The organism is Actinoalloteichus sp. GBA129-24 (assembly GCF_001941645.1).
In the GTDB taxonomy this organism is placed as follows: Bacteria; Actinomycetota; Actinomycetes; order Mycobacteriales; family Pseudonocardiaceae; genus Actinoalloteichus_A; species Actinoalloteichus_A fjordicus.
This window is the reverse complement of sequence record NZ_CP016077.1, coordinates 4,566,771-4,584,773: the sequence shown is the minus strand read 5'-3', so window position 1 is coordinate 4,584,773 and position 18,003 is coordinate 4,566,771. Positions and strand designations below refer to the sequence as shown.

At 65.8% G+C, this 18,003-nt stretch carries 5 protein-coding genes; all 5 read left to right on the top strand.

The genetic code is table 11. The features are described 5' to 3' along the window. Positions 1-31 precede the first annotated feature (31 nt). Positions 32-2,992 (top strand): DEAD/DEAH box helicase, encoded by a 2,961-nt coding sequence (locus UA75_RS19665; protein WP_232251095.1) that lies wholly within the window; start codon positions 32-34, stop codon positions 2,990-2,992. An 869-nt stretch (positions 2,993-3,861) separates the two neighbouring features. After that, complete coding sequence (locus tag UA75_RS19660) at positions 3,862-8,433, top strand: class I SAM-dependent DNA methyltransferase (protein ID WP_232251094.1); 4,572 nt, start codon at positions 3,862-3,864, stop codon at positions 8,431-8,433. Then, positions 8,430-15,137: a DEAD/DEAH box helicase gene (locus tag UA75_RS19655; RefSeq protein ID WP_075741497.1), complete on the top strand. Its 6,708-nt coding sequence runs from the start codon at positions 8,430-8,432 to the stop codon at positions 15,135-15,137. The genes UA75_RS19660 and UA75_RS19655 overlap by 4 nt, the downstream gene beginning before the upstream one ends. After that, positions 15,137-17,425, top strand: coding sequence for a UvrD-helicase domain-containing protein (locus UA75_RS19650; RefSeq protein ID WP_075741496.1), 2,289 nt, complete (start codon positions 15,137-15,139; stop codon positions 17,423-17,425). The genes UA75_RS19655 and UA75_RS19650 overlap by 1 nt, the downstream gene beginning before the upstream one ends. Before the next feature lie 324 nt (positions 17,426-17,749). Next, complete coding sequence (locus UA75_RS19645; RefSeq protein ID WP_232237333.1) at positions 17,750-17,974, top strand: hypothetical protein; 225 nt, start codon at positions 17,750-17,752, stop codon at positions 17,972-17,974. Positions 17,975-18,003: the final 29 nt, after the last annotated feature.

The following is an 18,003-nucleotide window of genomic DNA, read 5'->3' as shown; positions in this document are numbered from 1 at the left end:
CGGGACGAATGAGTTCATGAATGGAGTGCGCTTGACCGGGATCGCCGGGCAGGAAGACGCCCAGGAGATGTACGAGTCCACGGCGAGGTATGCACCGGGCGCTCAGGTGCGGATCCGGGATGAGCAGTGGTTGGTGAAGAAGGTCGGCAACACCCGATATGACGGCTGGATGCTCGAGGTCACCGGCGTCTCCCCGTTTGTTCGCGGAACCGACGCGGTCTTCTATGAGAAGCTCGAGAAGCCCTCCGGGATCGAGGTGCTCGACCCGAGGAAGACCCGGTTGGTGGCTGACGATTCTCCGAATCACCGCCGGGCGCGTCTCTATCTGGAGGCGGCGATCCGCAAGACCGCCTTGCCGCAGACGGAGCACGGACTTGCGCTCGCTGACAGCTTCCTCATGGATAAGCAGACCCATCAGTTGCGCCCCGTCGAGCTTGCGCTCTCGGCACAGAACCCACAGCCGCGCATTCTCATCGCGGATGTGGTAGGCCTTGGCAAGACCTTGGAGATCGGTCTCCTGCTCGCTGAGCTCATGCGCCGTGGACGTGGTGAGCGGATCCTTGTGGTGACTCCTGCCCACGTCTTGGAGCAGTTTCAGCGTGAGCTGTGGACTCGCTTCTCCATCCCGCTGGTCCGGCTGGACTCGACCGGGATCCAGCGTATCCAGCAGGACATACCGGCGGGGCGTAATCCCTTTGTCTATTTCAAACGCGCCATCATCTCCGTGGACACGCTCAAGAGCGACGTCTATACGCACCACCTCGGCAGTACCGACTGGGATGCGGTCGTCATCGACGAGTCTCACAACCTGGTCACCCGTGGTACTCGCAATAATGCGCTTGCCCAGCTGCTCGCCCGCCGTACGGATGCCTTGATCCTCGCCTCCGCGACCCCGCACAACGGCAACGCCGAGTCTTTCGCTGAGCTGATCAAGCTGCTTGACGAGGCCGCGATCGCCGACCCCTCGAACTACGACGTGAAGAACCTTGAGCACCTCTATATTCGGAGGACGAAGATCTCACGCGAAGTGCGTGACTCGCTCAAGGGAGCCTGGGCCGACAGAGGGCCGTCCTTACCAGTGGAAGTCAGGGTGACGAACAGGGAACGTACGGTCTTCGAAGAGCTCGCCTCCCGATGGATTCCGCGCGACCGCACGGCGCGCTCGGTCAGCGATCACCAGCTCTTCCCGTACACGTTGTTCAAGTCGTTCCTCTCCTCCCACAAGGCGTTACGGGCGACCATCGAGGCGCGACTACGCACGCTGGACAGGTCTGCGGCTCCGAGCGAGACCGAGCGGTCGGCGCTGGTGGATCTCGATCAGCTCGCCTCTCGTATCGAGGATGCCGACTCGGCGAAGCTCGCGAAGCTGGTCGAGGTACTGAAGGAACTCGACGTCGGGCCTCAGTCGGCTACCCGAGTCGTGGTCTTCTCCGAGCGTATCGCGACGTTGACATGGCTCGCCGAGGTCGTACCGGCGCAGCTGGGCTTCCCCACGGGCAGGAGCGACGACAAGAACAAGCCCTGGCTGTCTTACGGCGGTGTCGTGCAGGTGATGCACGGCGAGGCCACCGGCGACGACGAACAGAAGAAGATCGTCGAAAAGTTCGGTCTGCGGGACGACCCGGTCCGGATTTTGTTCACCGGCGATGTCGCCTCGGAAGGCGTCAATCTGCACCAGCAGTGCAATCAGCTCATTCACTATGACCTGCCGTGGTCGTTGATCCGGATCGAGCAGCGCAACGGCCGCATCGACCGCTACGGGCAGGAGAATCCGCCCGAGTTCCGTGCTCTCATCCTCACCAGCGACGTCCAGTGGCGTGCGGACGAGGCGACCGGCGAGGTCCTCTTCCTCGATGACCGGCTGGTCGGCGCCAAGCTCCTTCGGCGGGAGGAGGAGGCGCATAAGATCGAGGGATCGGCTGAGGCGGTCACCGGTCTGTACCGGGCGCAGGAAGAGGACAACCGCCTCACCAAGGATCTGATTGCGGGCCGCACCGTCGAGACGTCTCTCAGGCAGTCACGGCAGGGCAGCGCAGGCCTCCTCGCCAAGATACTGGGAAACGTGGGCGCGAATCCTGATCACACTGAGGTCCCCATCGCCACGGTCCCGTCAGTGTTCGAGTCCACCGCCGCGTACTTCGACGAGGCGTTGCGCCAGATCTGCCCGACCCGCCCGGAGGATGACCTGTCGTTGCGCCGTGACGAGGACGGCACCATCGCCTTCGAGCCGCCGGCGGACCTGCAGTATCGATTCAAGGCGTTACCCAAGTCGTATTTGGATGAACAGGGCATCCTGCCTACCACGAAACGGCCCGGCCGGTTACGCATGACCTTCTCCAAGAAGCTGGCAGAACAGCGACTGAAGGCGGCACGTGACTCGTCGAAGACATTGTGGCCCAATGTCGGCTACGTGTCCGATGTTCACCCGGTGCTGGACTGGGTGACGGACAAGGCCCTCGCCTCGATCCGCTACGACGAGGCGTTCGTCTTGGCCTACGTACCCCACGCGCGCCTGGCAGGACCGGTGTTCCTCGTCCAGGGGATCTACTCCAATGCGCTCGGAAGGCCGACCGTTGTCGAGTGGATGGCGGTCCTCGGCCTGCCGGACACACCGAGGGTAGTACCCATGGATGCGGACTTCCTGGCACTCTGCGGGGTGGGGCCGAGGATGCCCGGCCGTGCAGTAGTGCAGGACGCAGAAGGCCTGCAACGTCTTGTCCCGCTGGCGATCGACGAAGCAGAACGGCATCTCGTGCTCAGGGAGAACGAATACGCCCGGCGCATCGACCGGGTTCTCGAGCCCTACAGCAGGCGCGTGCAGGAATGGCGGCAGGAAGCGCTCTTCGCGGCGGGCAGAATCGACGAACAGGGCGTGAAACTCACCGCGAGCCGCCGTGAATCCCTCATCGCCTCGTTGCAGACGTCCGGAGCGCCGATGCTGCGCTTGCTCGCCGTCCTCGAACCGCTGTCCGCAGTGGGAGACAACGCCTGATGAGTACCGACTTCGACTCCTTCACCAATCGGGGCGAGTACTTCGCCGCGCACTACTTCGCTGATCAGCTGGGCGTGGATCTCAAGAAGGGGCTCCTGTCCACCTGGTCACGGCGTGAGAGCGATGAGCACGACCAGCGCAAGACGCCTCGGCAGAGGCTGCGGGATCTCCGCGGCGACTACCTGTCGGACACAGTGCGCACCTACTTCGCCGAGTGCGCAGAGCAGGATGCGGCGGACAGCGGCGAGGTCGCCGCTCGGCTACGCACCCACAACAATCCGGAGTGGGTGAGGCGGCTCGGCTGCTGGCACCGGGACGTTCTCGGCGCCCTCGGCTTGTCCGAAGGCCCTACCCGGCTGACGGTCCACCGGGCCGGACGCGAACACGTCGTCGAGGTCGCGTGGCACGGCGACGGGATCGTGGCGGTCGAATGCGGCTGGACCGCGGTCAACGACTCGGCGCTCGACGCGGACGGCCCTGGCCGACTGCTCCATCCGTTGCGGCTGGGCGCAACGGAGGCGTACGAGACGGGACCGGCTCTCGCGACCTGGTTGTTCCAAGGTGAGCTGAACGAGGCAGGCGGGGCACCACCGCGCTTCGTGATCCTCCTGTGCGGCGGAGTCCTGGTGCTCGCAGACCGGCAGGCATGGGCCGAGGGACGGTTCCTCGCCGTGAATCTGGACGCGGCGCTGGAGCGCAACGACCGCAGACAACTCGGTGAACTCGCTACCGTCGCCGCGCTGTTCAGCCACGAGATACTGGCTCCTGGAGACGACGGCAAGGGGCCGCAGATCGACGCATTGCTCAAGGCGTCGACCGACAATGCGGTCGGAGTGTCCGGGGAGCTCCGCGAAGGGCTCCGGCGTTCGGTGGAGATCATCGCCAACGAGGTGCTCGTACGGCTGGACGCTGCCGGTGTCGAGCCTCGGCAGGTCGAGGACGTCAGGATCCCGTTCGCCGGCGAGCTCGCACGTGAGTCACTGCGCTACCTCTACCGCATCCTGTTCCTGCTGTACGCCGAAGCCCGGCCTGAACTGGGCATCCTTCCGGCGGATGATGGTTCGTACGAGGCAGGCTACTCGGTCGCCCGGCTGCGGGAACTCGTCGAACGTGACGAGCAGCTCGTCGAGGAGGAAGCCAGCAATGGTTTTCACCTCTTCGAGTCGCTGCACGTCCTTTTCGACAAGGTCAACAACGGGCACCGGCCCTATGGCACCGAGTCCGATGACGACCTCCCCGGCGAGGACGAGGCGACCCGCAAGTCGAAGGCCGAACGTCGAAGCGAAGATCGAGGCCTTCGCTTCGAGCCGCTGCGCAGCGAACTGTTCGAGCCGAAGGCGATCCGGCTGATCGGCCGCAGCGTCCTCGATCCGCGCGCTGCCGAGGACAGCAGTACGTTCCTGGACCTGCGGCTGCGCAATTCCGCGCTGCACGAGGTGCTGCGGCTGCTGACGATGAAGAAGGCCACCCGGCGCGGCGATCGCGGCGGGTTCATCTCGTACCGCAACCTGGGCATCAACCAGCTCGGCGCCGTCTACGAGGGCCTGATGTCCTACACCGGGAACATCGCCGAGGAGGAGTTGTGCGAGGTCGCCAAAGACGGTGATCCGGACAAGGGATCGTGGCTGATCCCCTCTCACCGGCAGACGGACTATCCGGAGGGCACGCTCGTCGAATACGACGACCACGACGTCCGCAAGGGACTGCGCGGGCCGAAGCGTTACCAGGCAGGCACGTTCGTCTACCGACTGGCCGGGCGGGACCGCGAGACCTCCGCTTCGTACTACACGCCCGAGTCGCTCACCAAGGTCACGGTTGAGCTTGCGCTGAAGCACCGGCTCGATCAGGAACGCGACGCCCAGGGAAAGACGATCACGACGCGGGCCGCGGAGCTGTTGACGTACAAGATCTGCGAGCCCGCTCTCGGATCCGGCGCTTTCCTCAACGAGGCGATCAACCAGGTCGCCGAGGAATACCTGCGGCGGCGTCAGGACGAGCTCGGAGTCTCGATTCCGACGGCGGATGCCCTGACCGAGAAGCAGAAAGCCAAGGCGTACATCGCATTGCACAACGCCTACGGAGTGGACCTGAATGCGACCGGCGTCGAGCTGGCCGAGGTGTCGTTATGGCTCAACACCATGCACCCCGGCATGCGGGCACCCTGGTTCGGCCTGCACCTGCGGCAGGGCAACTCGCTCATCGGCGGGCGACGAGCGGTCTACGCGGGGGAGGACGTCGCCTCGGCGGCGAAGGCGTGGCTGAAGACGAAGGGCGGATTGGCTCCGACCCCGTTGCCGTTTCGAAAGGACGGCGTGGAGCAGCCGCTGCCACCGGACGCGGTGCACCAGTTCCTCCTGCCGAGCCCGGGATGGGCGGCGGTCACCGGGGCAAGCGAGGCCAAAGACCTGGCGGGCAGCGAGGTGGCTCAGCTTGCTGCCTGGCGGCGGGGTGTCCTCCAGCGGCCGAAGCGCAGTACGGCGCATCTGAACAAGAACACCGGCGAGCCCAAGATGAAGAACGGCCGGCCCCAATCAGAGGCGCCGTCCCAGTTCACCCGGCTGCGCGACGCCGCCAGGCGGGTGGAGTTCCTGTGGGCGCTGGTCGTCAAGCGGATGGAGATCTCGGAGCAGGCGATCGCCCGCCGGATCGACGTCTGGGGTGCCGACCCGGCCGATCCCGAATTCGGCTTCCTGCGGCGGCCGGAGCACGCGGTGCAGAAGGAGCAGGTCTTCGAGGACCTCTTCCACGCCGTCGACACGCCTTACTGGCGGTTGAAGACCGTCATGGACGCTTGGTGTGCGCTGTGGTTCTGGCCGGTCGACAAGGCTGCGTTGCTTGACGGTACGGATGGGGTGTACGGGGAAACGGTCGCCGTGGACACCGTGGCAGTCAGTGCATTGCTGGGTGAATCGCCCGCTGCGGCGGCGACCTGGCCTCGGGTCGAGGAGCGCTTCGCGCTGTTCGCCGTGGGTCCCGAACAGACGTCGCTCGGTGATTTAGAACCGCAGTCCGATGATGACGTGATCATCGAGACCCGTGAGATCAAGCGGAAGGATACGCCTAAGGAGAAGCCGAAGCCTGTGCCGCGGCGGGCCGCCATCCCGTTGCAGGACCTCGGCGACTGGCTGGACTTCCTGGAGGCGATGCTCGGCACCGGGGACGTGTATGAGGACGAGATCATCAGCCAGTTCAACAACCTGGAGGACCTGAAGGACTTCGAGGCGGTCCTGCCGACGTACATGGGCATGGATCTGGCGAATCCGGAGCAGCGCTTCCCGTGGCTGCATACGGTGCGGGACATCGCGACACAGCAGAACTTTCTGCACTGGGAACTGGATTTCGCACTCGTCTTCGCGGAGGGCGGCGGCTTCGACCTCCAGGTGGGTAATCCGCCGTGGGTGCGTCCCCGCTGGAACGAGTCAGCGGTTCTGGCCGAGCACGAGCCGTGGTTCGAACTGCAGGAGAAGGCGTCCACGAGGGAGAGGACCCGTCGGCGCGGAGAACTTCTTCAGACATCAGGCACGCTCGAGTACGTTCTCGGCGAACTGACCAACACGAGCGGACAGGTTGTCTTGTTCGGCTCTCCACAGGTCTATCCGCTCTTGGTGGGCACCCAGCCTGACCTGTATCGGGCGTTCATGTCCCAGGTATGGGCACACGCTTCAGCAGCGGGGACGACAGGGCTCGTCCATCCTGACACTCACTTCGCTGGCGACAAGGAAGGCAATCTTCGGGAGGCTGCCTACCGACGACTTCGCGTCCATGGCGACTTCGTCAACTCAGGTCAGCGGTTCTTCCCCCGGCCGGTCGGCGACACTGCCCACTTCGGTGTGCACATCTACGGGCAGCCGGGGCAGATCACGTTCGACCACCTGTCGTGGCTGGTGTCGGCGGATGCCCTGCGGCACTCGGCCCAGCATGACGGATCAGGCGACGTGCCGGGAATCCGCTATCACAACGGTGAGTTCGATGAGCGTCCGCACCGGAGCCGAGTGGTTTCCGTCGATCTTGACCAGCTCTCCGTCTGGCAGCGTCTGCTGGACCAGGAGGATCAGCCGGTGGAACAGGCCCGCCTGTTGTTCCCAGTCAGCAAGGCAGAAGCTTCGGCCATCGAAGCCCTTGCGAACTACCCGCTACGGTTGGGGACTCTTTCGCCGCAAATCAGTCCGGGGTATCACGAGAGCGGCGCGAAGAAGGACAACTTGATCGACTACAACCGTCGAGATGCTGTCACCGGTCGGGAGTACCAGCCTGATCGATGGCGCAGGGTAATCCTCAAGGGAACGCAGCTGAGCGTTGCCACACCAGTGTTCAAGCGGCACGACGCCAACAGTAACGACCCGTATGGAGCCGACCTCGTCGGCCTTTCCGCAGACTTCGTGCCTGACACCGAGTACGTCCGGGCTGAGGGCAGAGCCCAGGCCTACCTCGCTGCGCAGGACCGCTGGATTGACCACCGCGCGCTCGCGCGTCTTCGCGCCGATGAAAAGGCGATCGCACGCGCGCGAAGCGGAATCGCATCGGCCGAAGGTATCAGCGAGAACGAGGTTGATCCGGAGAAGATCGAGGCTCTTCTCGTGGGCAGGGCGCGACGGAGGTACGCCGTCTTTTATCGCCTGGCGTGGCGTCGCCAGGTTGCTCCCAACACCGAGCGTGCTCTGTATCCAGCGTTGATCCCGCCTGGCGCCACCCACGTGGACGCCGTACACAGTCTCGTTATGCCCACGACGAACCTCGTGGTGTTGGCCGCGGGTTTCTGGGCCGCGCTTCCGCTGGACTACTTCTTGCGAGCCACCGGCCGAGGTGATCTCCGGGTAGCTGGGGCGAAGGCGATGCCAGCCCCTGTGCAGGATCATCCTCTTGCCTCCGGCCTCCTGCTTCGTACTCTGCGCCTCAACTGCCTAACCGATGCGTACAGGAAGCTCTGGACAGAGTTGTACGACCCTGCTTGGCACGACAACGAGCGCTGGGCATACGACTGGCCCGACCTCCAACCCCTCCACGACGTCACGCCGGAGTGGCGGCCGGAGACACCGTTGCGGTCCGAACGGGCCCGCCGCTCCGCGTTGGTCGAGATCGACGCCTTGGTCGCCGTGTGGCTGGGCATGAGCGCGGACGCCCTGATCGCCGCGTACCGAGGCCGCTTCCCGGTGCTGCAGAAGTACGAGGCGGTCACGTGGTTCGACGCCGACGGCTGGAAGCTGGCAGGCAACGCACGCACGATCGGTCAGCGGCAGTCGAAGGAGAGTTGGGCTCAGTTCGAGGCATATCGGAAGGCGCCGACCGCTGCCCCGGTGCCGGAGGGCTACACCGCGCCGTTCTATCAGGCCCATCGCGAAACAGAGATGCGGGCAGCACACGCCGTGTTCCAGGCTCGTCTCGACGCCGCCGTCGCGCGCGGTGAGTGGGACCCGGTCAAACAGGAGGTGCCGCAGCCGTGAGGCCGACGCTCGAAGCACGGGGGCTCAAGGAAAGCCTGCTGCAGTACCTGTCGACCACCTACGCCCTCACCGATGAAGGCGCACGCGAGTCGCTGCACCGGTTTCTCGGGGACGAGACCTCGGGCATGTTCCGTGGTCCGTTTCTCCGCATCCGCACCCCTTTCACGGCGGCGGACTCCAGCTGGCGCGAGCTGCTGGACTGGAAGCGTGAGGACGGCTGGACGCCGTACGCCCACCAGGCCGAGGCCTTCGCCCGACTCAGCTCCGCAGCTGGTCGAACCCCGCAGCCGACCGTCATCACCACGGGCACGGGCTCCGGGAAGACCGAGGCGTTCCTCTACCCGATTCTTGATCACTGCGCGCGGGAGAAGGCCGCAGGCCGCGAGGGGATCAAGGCGGTCTTCCTGTACCCGATGAACGCTCTCGCGACAGACCAGGCGCAACGTCTCAACACACTGCTCGTCGAGCACACGGCGTTGAGCAGACTGCACGCAGGCCTGTACATCGGCGACCGGGCGGCAACCAGGTACGAGAAGGTCCACACCCGGCGCTCGGACATGTGGCTCTCGCCGCCCGACATCCTCATCACCAACTACAAGATGCTCGACCTCCTGCTGCAACGCTCCTCAGACGCTCCACTGTGGGCTGACGTGGACCTTCGTTACGTCGTCGTGGACGAGTTCCACACCTACGACGGCGCGCAGGGCACGGACGTGGCGATGCTGCTGCGTCGCCTCGCCGCCGCGGTAGGGACGCCCGAGCCTGCCCGGCCGCTCGGCCGCATCTGTCCGGTGGCCACGTCCGCGACCTTGGGCTCCGGTGTCGGTGCTGACGCGAGCGCCCTGCTCGACGTCGTCACGCAGGTCTTCGGCACCGAGTTCACCGCGGATGCGGTGATCGGCGAGAACCGACAGTCGGTCGACGAGTTCATCCCCGTCCAGGACTTCGATCCGATCCTCCCGTTCCCGCTGCCCGAGCAGCTCGCCGCATTGCCCGACCCGGCCACCGGCGAGGAGGCGTCGGCTGATCTGATCGAGGCGGTCACCGGCACGCGCGACCTGGACCCGTTCGTGCTCGGGGCGAACCTGAAGAAGCACATGCTCACTTCGGCCGTCCTGCGGTCGCTGGACGGCGTGGTCCGGATGGGCGCCGAGATCCTGGACATGATGTGGCGTACTGGCGCGCAATCGTGGGTGCAGGCGATCACTCGTCATCCCGAGGTCGCGGCCGCTGCTCTCGCCCGGTTCGTGGCGCTGCTCTCGATCGCGCGTGACCCCGAGTCCACTCCTGACCGGCCGCGTCCGTTCGTGCAAGTCGAGGTACACCAATGGGCTCGCTCGGTGTCCCGGCTCGTACGCGGTGTGTTGCCATGGCCGAAGGCGGAGTTTCGCTGGGACACGGCCGGAACCAACGATGCACAGGGCGCGAACCACGGCCGTACGGCTCCGGTGACGGTGGCGACGTCCGGGCAGTCGGCGAACCTGTTCCTGCCTGCGGTCTACTGCCGCGACTGCGGGCGTTCTGGATGGGCGGTGTTCTCCCCGGAGAGCGACGACCAGGACGTGGAGTTCGACACTCACAGGATCCGGCGAGCCTCCACCAGCCAGGACAAGATCAGGGTCCGTAACCTGATCGCGGCGACCGATCGTGAGGCGCGGGAAGGCTCCGGCGCTGCACCGATGGCGATGTCGGCTCGTTCCAGCAGAGACAAGGGCGCACTGGCCCACGGCACCGGTGGGATCCTGCTGGTGCTGGACGGGCTCGAGCGTCGGCTGAAATTGCCCGACCCGCAGAAGGACTACGACCAGGCGACCGGTGAACCGCGTCTGACCGCACGCGATTCGGCCTTCGTCCTCGCCAACATCGGCGATACCGCGAACACCGCAGCCGGCGAGGACTGGTGCCCCGCATGCGGGGAGCGCAACGCGATCCGGTACCTGGGAACCGGTGCTGCGGCGCTCGCGGCGGCCTCGGTGACCCAGCTCTTCACCGGGGGAGAGCTCGACGAGGAGCTGGCCGAGGACAAGACGCTGATGTTCAACGACTCGGTGCAGGACGCCGCGCATCGGGCCGGGTTCGTTGCGAGCCGCTCGTTCACCTTCTCCCTGCGTGCGCTGCTGAAGAAGCATCTGTCCGAGGATCGGTCGACTGCCCTGAACGACCTCATCGCCGACGTCGTCGCAGCGACCACCGATTCGAAGACCTTGAGTGCGGTCGTCCCGACCGACCTGCACGACCACAAGGGAGTGAATCGGCTGCTCTCCGGCCAGGGGCGCGGCGGCGATCTGAAGACCTGGCGCTTGATCGGCGAGCGGCTCGCTTTCGAAGCGTTGATGGAGTTCGGCTTCCGGTCGCGCAATGGCCGCACCTTGGAGCTGACCCGCACCGCGGCCGCACAGGTTCGAGTCTCCGATCCGGCGGCCGCGGTGGAACTCGTCAAGGCCGTCCACCTCGGGCTCCAACGGGGCGGGGTGGCTCCCGACGCGCAGGATGCGCCGAGATATCTGGCGTTTCTACGCATCTTTCTGGAGCGGCTGCGGACTCGTGGTGCGATCAAGCACCGATGGCTGAAGGGATATCTACAGGAGGCAGGCACCAGTCGGTACCACGTCTGGGGTGGTCGGCCGCCGGGCATGCGGGCGTTCCCCAAGGGCATCGGCGCCCCGAGGTTTCTGCTCGCCCAGCCCAAGGCGGCCAGTGAGTTCGACTTCGCCACGGGGCGGCTGTCCTGGTACGAGCGCTGGGCGCAGCGGTGCCTGGAGCTGCCGCGCGAGCAGGTCCCGGAGTTCTGGAGCCTGCTGCTGCCCGAGCTCGCCGCCGCAGGCCTGCTGTCGGTCGGCACACCCAACGACAGCTCGGCGCGGATCTACGGTCTCCAGCCGGGCCACATCGACATCCGGTTGTTGACCGACGACGAGGTGAACACCGCGTTCGTGCGCTGCCCGGTGTGTTTCTGGGAGCAGACGGTGCACCCGTCACTGCTGGGGCAGTGGCACGGTCAGCCCTGTCCTTCCTACCGCTGCCGCACCGGCCGTCTTGTTGCCGGAGACCGGCCTGAGGAGCTGGGCACTCACCAGCGGGATCGCGACTACCGTGGCGACTACTACCGGCGCCTGTACCGGCGGGCTGGCACATATCAGGTGATCACCGCCGAGCACACCGGCATGCTCAGCCGTCCCGAGCGCGAGCGGGTCGAGGCGGCGTTCAAGCACGGCACCGGGTTCAAGGATCCCAACGTGCTGTCGTGCACGCCGACACTGGAGATGGGCATCGATATCGGCGAGCTGTCGGCCGTCGTGCTGGCGGCGTTGCCGCGCCGCCCGGCCAACTATGCACAGCAGGTCGGCCGCGCGGGACGCCGCACCGGCAATGCCTTCCTGCTGACCATCCCCGACCGCAGCCGTAGGGACCTGTACTTCCTCGACCAGCCAAGGGAGATGATCGACGGCCAGATCCTGCCACCCGGATGTCACCTCTCCGCAGTCGAGATCCTGCGCCGTCAGTACTTGGCGCACCTGCTGGACCTTGCGGCTCGAGGTCGTCTGCTCCGTGGCGACGGCATTCCGCTGCGTGCGCTGCCGCCGCAGGCACCTGCACTGTTCGGCCCGTCCGGATATCTCGCTGACCTGGTGGAGGTGGCTCTCGCTCAAGGTGATCAGCTGGTCGAGGGTTTTCTGGCGCTCTTTCCCACCGGGGTGAACGACGAGGCCAAGACCGACCTGCGGGCCTATGCGACCCGCGGGCTACGGAGCGCGGTCGAGGAGGCTGAACGTGATTGGCGGCGCAGCGAGGACATTCTGCGCTCGCGCCTGGGGATGATCGACGAAGCGCACGGTGAGCTGCACGAGTCCGATCCGGAACAGGCAGGCCAGCGGGCCGAGCTCGACGCGGAGCGGCGGGCGGTCGGCAGGCGTCTGCTCCAGCACGGCATGACACCCGCGCAGAATGCGATGTGCGATCTCGGGCTGCTGCCGAACTACGCCCTGATTGACACCGTCACCACGCTGAACTCCACGCTGTACTGGTCTGAGGACGCGGACACGGTCACGGGGAAGCAGCGGTTCACGTCCAGACTTCGTTCGTACGACCGGCCCCGGCGGTATGCGCTGTCCGAGCTTGCGCCCGGCAACACCTTCTACGTCAACGGGTACCGACACCAGATCACCGGTATGGAGATCGGCACGACGGCCCACCGGCAGTGGCAGCACTGGAGGTTCTGCCAGGACTGCGGTTTCGTGCGCACGGAGAATGCCGCCGAGGACCGGTCACCCTGCCCACGTTGCCGCAGCCCCCGCATCGCCGATGACGGCTCGTGCCTGCACCGGGTGGTGGAACCGGCCGTCGTCACCTCGCGGGACAAGCGTGAGGATGCGCGGATCGGCGATGACAAGGACGATCGCGATCGGCGGTTCTACACCGTCATCGACGCGGTGGACATCCCGATCGAGGCGATCGAACCAGACACGTCATGGCGCCACGGCACGCAGACCTTCGGTGTCGACTTCTGCCGAAGTGCCACGGTTCGGCGCGTCAACGTCGGCCTCGCCCGCTTCGACAGGAACCTGGAGGACGACCTGGCCGGGCAGTCCGTCCGGTTGAGTCCCTTCCACGTCTGCACCGGCTGCGGCGCGGCGACGGCCGACGGCAAACCGGTCTTCGACCACGACACGGATGCATTGAACTCGTCTGCCGCCCGCAACCCGAAGGTCAAGCACCACCAGCCCTGGTGTCCGCTGCGCCGGGGACGACGTTCGGAGAACGTACCTCAGGTGCCGGTGTTGCTGGCGCACCAGCTGCGTACCGAGGCACTGCGGGTGCTGCTACCTGCGGCAACCGTGCTCATCGAAGAGAAGGTCCACTCGTTCCGCGCGGCTCTACGGCTGGGCGTCGACAGGCATTTCGGTGGCGACCCACAACATCTGGACACCACCGTGGCGTCAATGCCGGACCCGGCGACCGGGGAGCGGCGCCACTTCCTCGTTCTCTTCGACCGGCTCCCCGGCGGCACGGGTTATCTGCACAGGCTCACCGATGCAGCCGCGTTCAGGGCCACGCTGGCCGACGCGCGTCGGACACTGCTCGGCTGCCCGTGCAAAGACGAAGGCCGCCTGGCCTGTCACCGTTGCCTGCACCGTTACACCGACGAGCGCTATCAGGACATCGTCTCCCGCCGGGAGGCCTTGGAGATTCTCGGTGACCTCTTAGGCACCGTGGACGACGACGGTGAGACGCTCGTCGACGCGTGGACGGTCGACAAGGTTCCGCACACTGGGCGGATCGGCCTGGACAAGCAGGTGGAGTCCGATCTCGAGGCGCGTTTCCTGGCCGCATTGCGTGGATGGGTCACCACCGACGAGAACGCCACGCTGGATGAGGATGGCCGGGCCAGCGGCTACCTCCGGTTCGCTGACACCAACGGCGTCATCAACTGGCGATTGACCGCCCAGCAGGATCTGCACCACACCCGCACGGATTTCACGTTCGAACGGGTCGACGGACCGAAGCAGATCGTGACCGTCTACCTGGACGGCTATCGCTACCACGCGACCCGGCGTCACAACCGGCTCGGGGACGACTGCGACAAACGTAACCAGCTACGCAGCGACGGACGAGTGGTCTTCCAGATCACCTGGGACGATCTCGACCTGTTCGAACAGCGGAACACGCGCGCCGAACCGGTCTGGCCCCCGTATCAGGGGATCGCCCAAGATCGGGCCAAGGACGTTTACGAAGGCTTGGGCGAACACCGCTCTCGGCTTGCCGACGCCGTGTTCGTCGACCCGATCCGCTCCCTGCTCGCGTACCTACGTCGCCCCGACTTCACACTGTGGGCACGGCGTGCCAAAGCCCTGGTCGCAGGACTGACGACCTTAGCGGTTCCGATCTCTTCAGGGGTCGATCGCGAGGGTGCGAGGGCGTCGCTGCGGGCCGAGCTCGCTACACGTGAGAGCGCTCCTGCCGGGAACGACGGGCCGGTTCACGTTCTGCGCGGCACCGACCTGCATGGGCTTCCCATCATCCTTGCCATCGACTTCACCGACGAGGCTTCTGCTGACGCGGTGCGCTGGAGCGCCGTCGCCGTCCTCGACGACAGCGACGAGGCGCTGGAGACCGACGAACACAAGCTGCGCTGGCGTTCCTGGCTCTACTGGTCGAACCTGCTGCAATTCCTCTCCCACGCTGGGGGAGACGGGGTGCAGCTGGCCGCCAGCCGAGCTGCTGCGTTTCCGGTCGAGATCCTCACCGTCTGCGGCGGCAGGGGAGAGCTGGCTTCCCTCGCCGAGCTTCCGAAGCCGCGAAAGGTCGCGGAACCGAAGGACTCGCGCTCAGCTGCCGAGCAAAATGTGACGCGGCTGCTGCGGGATGCGTTCTGGGACGAGGAGATCCTGCCGATCCTCGAAGAGGACGAACCGGAGTCAGCGCTGACCAGGCTCGCCAGACTGCTTGCCGCACAGGGCAAGAGGGCGCCCGTCTTCGGACACGAACTCGGCGAGCCGCGTTGGCAGGCGGACTTCGCCTGGGCGGAATCCGCGGTCCGCGTCGCTGTCGTCGCCGAGTCCGAGGACGATCACGACGTGGAGGCGATGAATCGCGATCGCGCGTATGCCGAGGCCGGTTGGACGGCGCGCACCGCAGACGACTGGCTCGACCACCTCGACTCGCTTCTCGACCTGCTCCCCGACGCGGAAGGTACCGCCGCCTGATGACCGCACGGCTCAGCCTGTACCAGAAGGCCGAACAGGAGCTGTACAAGCTCGACCGCTCGGTGAAGGCGAAGTTCTACGACTTCTGCCACCTCTTCCGAGACAACCCCGACCACCCCGGGCTCGACCTCAAACCGCTCATGGGTGATCGTCGGGTCTTCCGAGCGAAGATCGACCAGTCATACCGGGCGCTGCTCGCCAAGACGGGCATCGACGACAGAGGGCAGGAGAACTGGCTCGTCATCGCTGTCCGGCACCGCAAGCACGTGTACGAGGAGCTTTCCGTCGCGGTCAACCGGATCACCGGAGAGATCGAGTTCGTGGATCTGTCGGTGGTCGGTGCCAGCGTGCTGCAGCGGGCGGGAGTGACGCTCACGCCCGCCGAACCGGAATCCGAGACTCCTCGGATCACCCCGAGCAGGCCGAGCACGTCCGTTGCTCCGCTCCTCACCGGCATCACTGCGCAGGACCTTCGCGGCCTCGGAGTCACCGAACAACTGATCGATCTCGCCCTCGCTGTCACCGACAGCGGTGAACTCGACCAGTTGGTCTCCGGGGCACCGCTGTTGTCCAAGGACATCCTTTACGGGCTTGCGGCCGGTATGAGCATGGGCGAAGTGCGCAGGGAGATCACTTCTCAGGTCGAGGTCGAGCTAGGCGATGACTACGCCGAGAACCTCAGCGCAGCTCTTGCGCGCACCACGGTCACCACCTTCGACGAGGATCTCAAGGCTGCGATCGAGGAGGGCGACTTCCGCGCCTGGAAGATCTTCCTGCACCCGAGCCAGGCAAAGCTCGTCAGGCGCCACTACAACGGACCGGCCCGGGTCTCCGGCGGGCCGGGCACCGGCAAGACCATCGTCGCTCTGCACCGAGTGAAGCACCTCGCCGAACAGCTGTCGCCAGGCTCAGACAAGCCGATCCTGCTGACCACCTTCACGAAGAATCTCACCACGGATCTGCGTGCCCGCCTTGCCTCGCTGCTGGAGCCCGAATTGCTGGCCCGCGTTGAAATCACTCACATCGACCAGCTCGCCGCACGAGTTCTCAGCGAGAACGTCGGCGTCGGCGTCGGTAGGCAGCGGGTATTCGACACCGTGGCGCTCGGCGTCCTCCGTCAGGTGCTCGCTGAGGTCGACGACCAACGCTGGGACGCCGAGTTCCTTCTGGAGGAGTGGGATCAGGTCGTTCTCGGCCAGTCACTGAACACCCGCAAGGCATACTTCGATGCCCGTCGCGCAGGTCGCGGCCGATCGCTCACCCGCCCGGAACGCAACCAGATCTGGAAGTTGCTGGAACAGTTCACCGTACGTCTGGACAAGGAAGGCATCGAAACCTGGGGCCAGGCCGCGGAGCGGGCGGCTCGCTTCGCAATGGAGCGGGCTGCGAAAATCGAGGCACGACGGGACAACGAGGCGGTTGGTGGCGCGGAAGCGGCCCAGCCCGACGACAGTTCGGGCAGGTGCTATCGCAGTCACCGCTATCGGCATGTGGTCGTCGACGAGGCCCAAGATCTCCGCGCCGCCCACTGGACGATGTTGCGTGCCATGGTCCCGAAGAGTCCCAATGACCTGTTCATCGCCGGCGACACCCACCAGCGCATCTACGACCATCAGGTCACCCTCGGCACGGTGGGTATCAACATCCGTGGTCGTTCCTCACGGCTGACCCTCAGCTACCGCACCACGCGGGAGATCCTCGCCCGCGCGATCGGAGTCGTCGATCCGCAGAAGGTCTCCTACGACAACCTCGACGACGGTGCCGACACCCTCGAGGGCTATCGCTCGGTGCTCCATGGTCCGGCCCCCGAACTCGTGGCCTGCTCATCATGGGAGGACGAACTGACCCAGCTCGCCGCAGCCTTGACGAGCTGGCGCACCGAGATCTCCACTGGAGACAACGGGATACGGCGCGACCCCCGTGGCAATGTGGCCGTCTGTGTCGCAGATCGGGACATGGTCGGCCAGGTCATGCGCTACCTTGCGACACAGGCGGAGATTAGCTGCGCCGAACTCACCAAGGACGGCCCCAAGGGCGATGGTGAGGTTCACGTCGGCACCATGCACCGGTTCAAGGGACTCGAGTACCAGAAGCTGGCGATCGTCGGCGTGTGCGATGGCGTCATTCCCCGCACCGCCGTGATCGAGCGCTACCGGAAGGAGGATCAACAGCGCTCCGCTCGCGAGGAACGTAAGGCACGCTCGCTGCTTTTCGTTGCCGCGACCCGTGCCCGTGACACTCTGAGGATCAGCTGGCATGGCACACCCAGCCCGTACCTGTCGGTGTAGACGACGCGACGGTTAGCGTCGCTTCGTCAGTCCCTCGGTAGGTCACGGCTCCGCGAGGAGTCGGGAAAGCACTGGTTCATTGGCTGTAGCGGGATGATCCACGCAGAGGAACCATGGGGACCGTTGCGGCGTGTGATGACACCACATCAGGTCGACGGTTCCGGTTCTGGAGGAGAATTCCCGGCTTACCGGTACTCACGAATACAGACTGCGGTCTCGTCGGTACCCTTGGTAGGGGCGGGGTGGGGAAGGATGACGGGGTTCGAGGTCGATCCTGCAGCGCTGAGCGCTTCGGCTGACGCCGCGCAGCAGGCGGCGGATGTCGTGCGCACACTTGACTTGGGTCGGGTGACGGAGCTCGCCACCGCGCTGCCGGGGACGGAGTCGGCTGGGACCGCCGGTCAGCTCGGCCCGCATTGGGAGGACAGCTGCGCGAGCTGGGCCGAGGGCATGGACTCCTACGCGGCAGAGCTGCACTCGGCTGCCGATGATTATCAGGAGCGAGACGATGCGAATGCGCATGGTTTCGGCCGGACGGTAGGCGGTTGATGGCCACATGGGATGAGATCAGGCAGTGG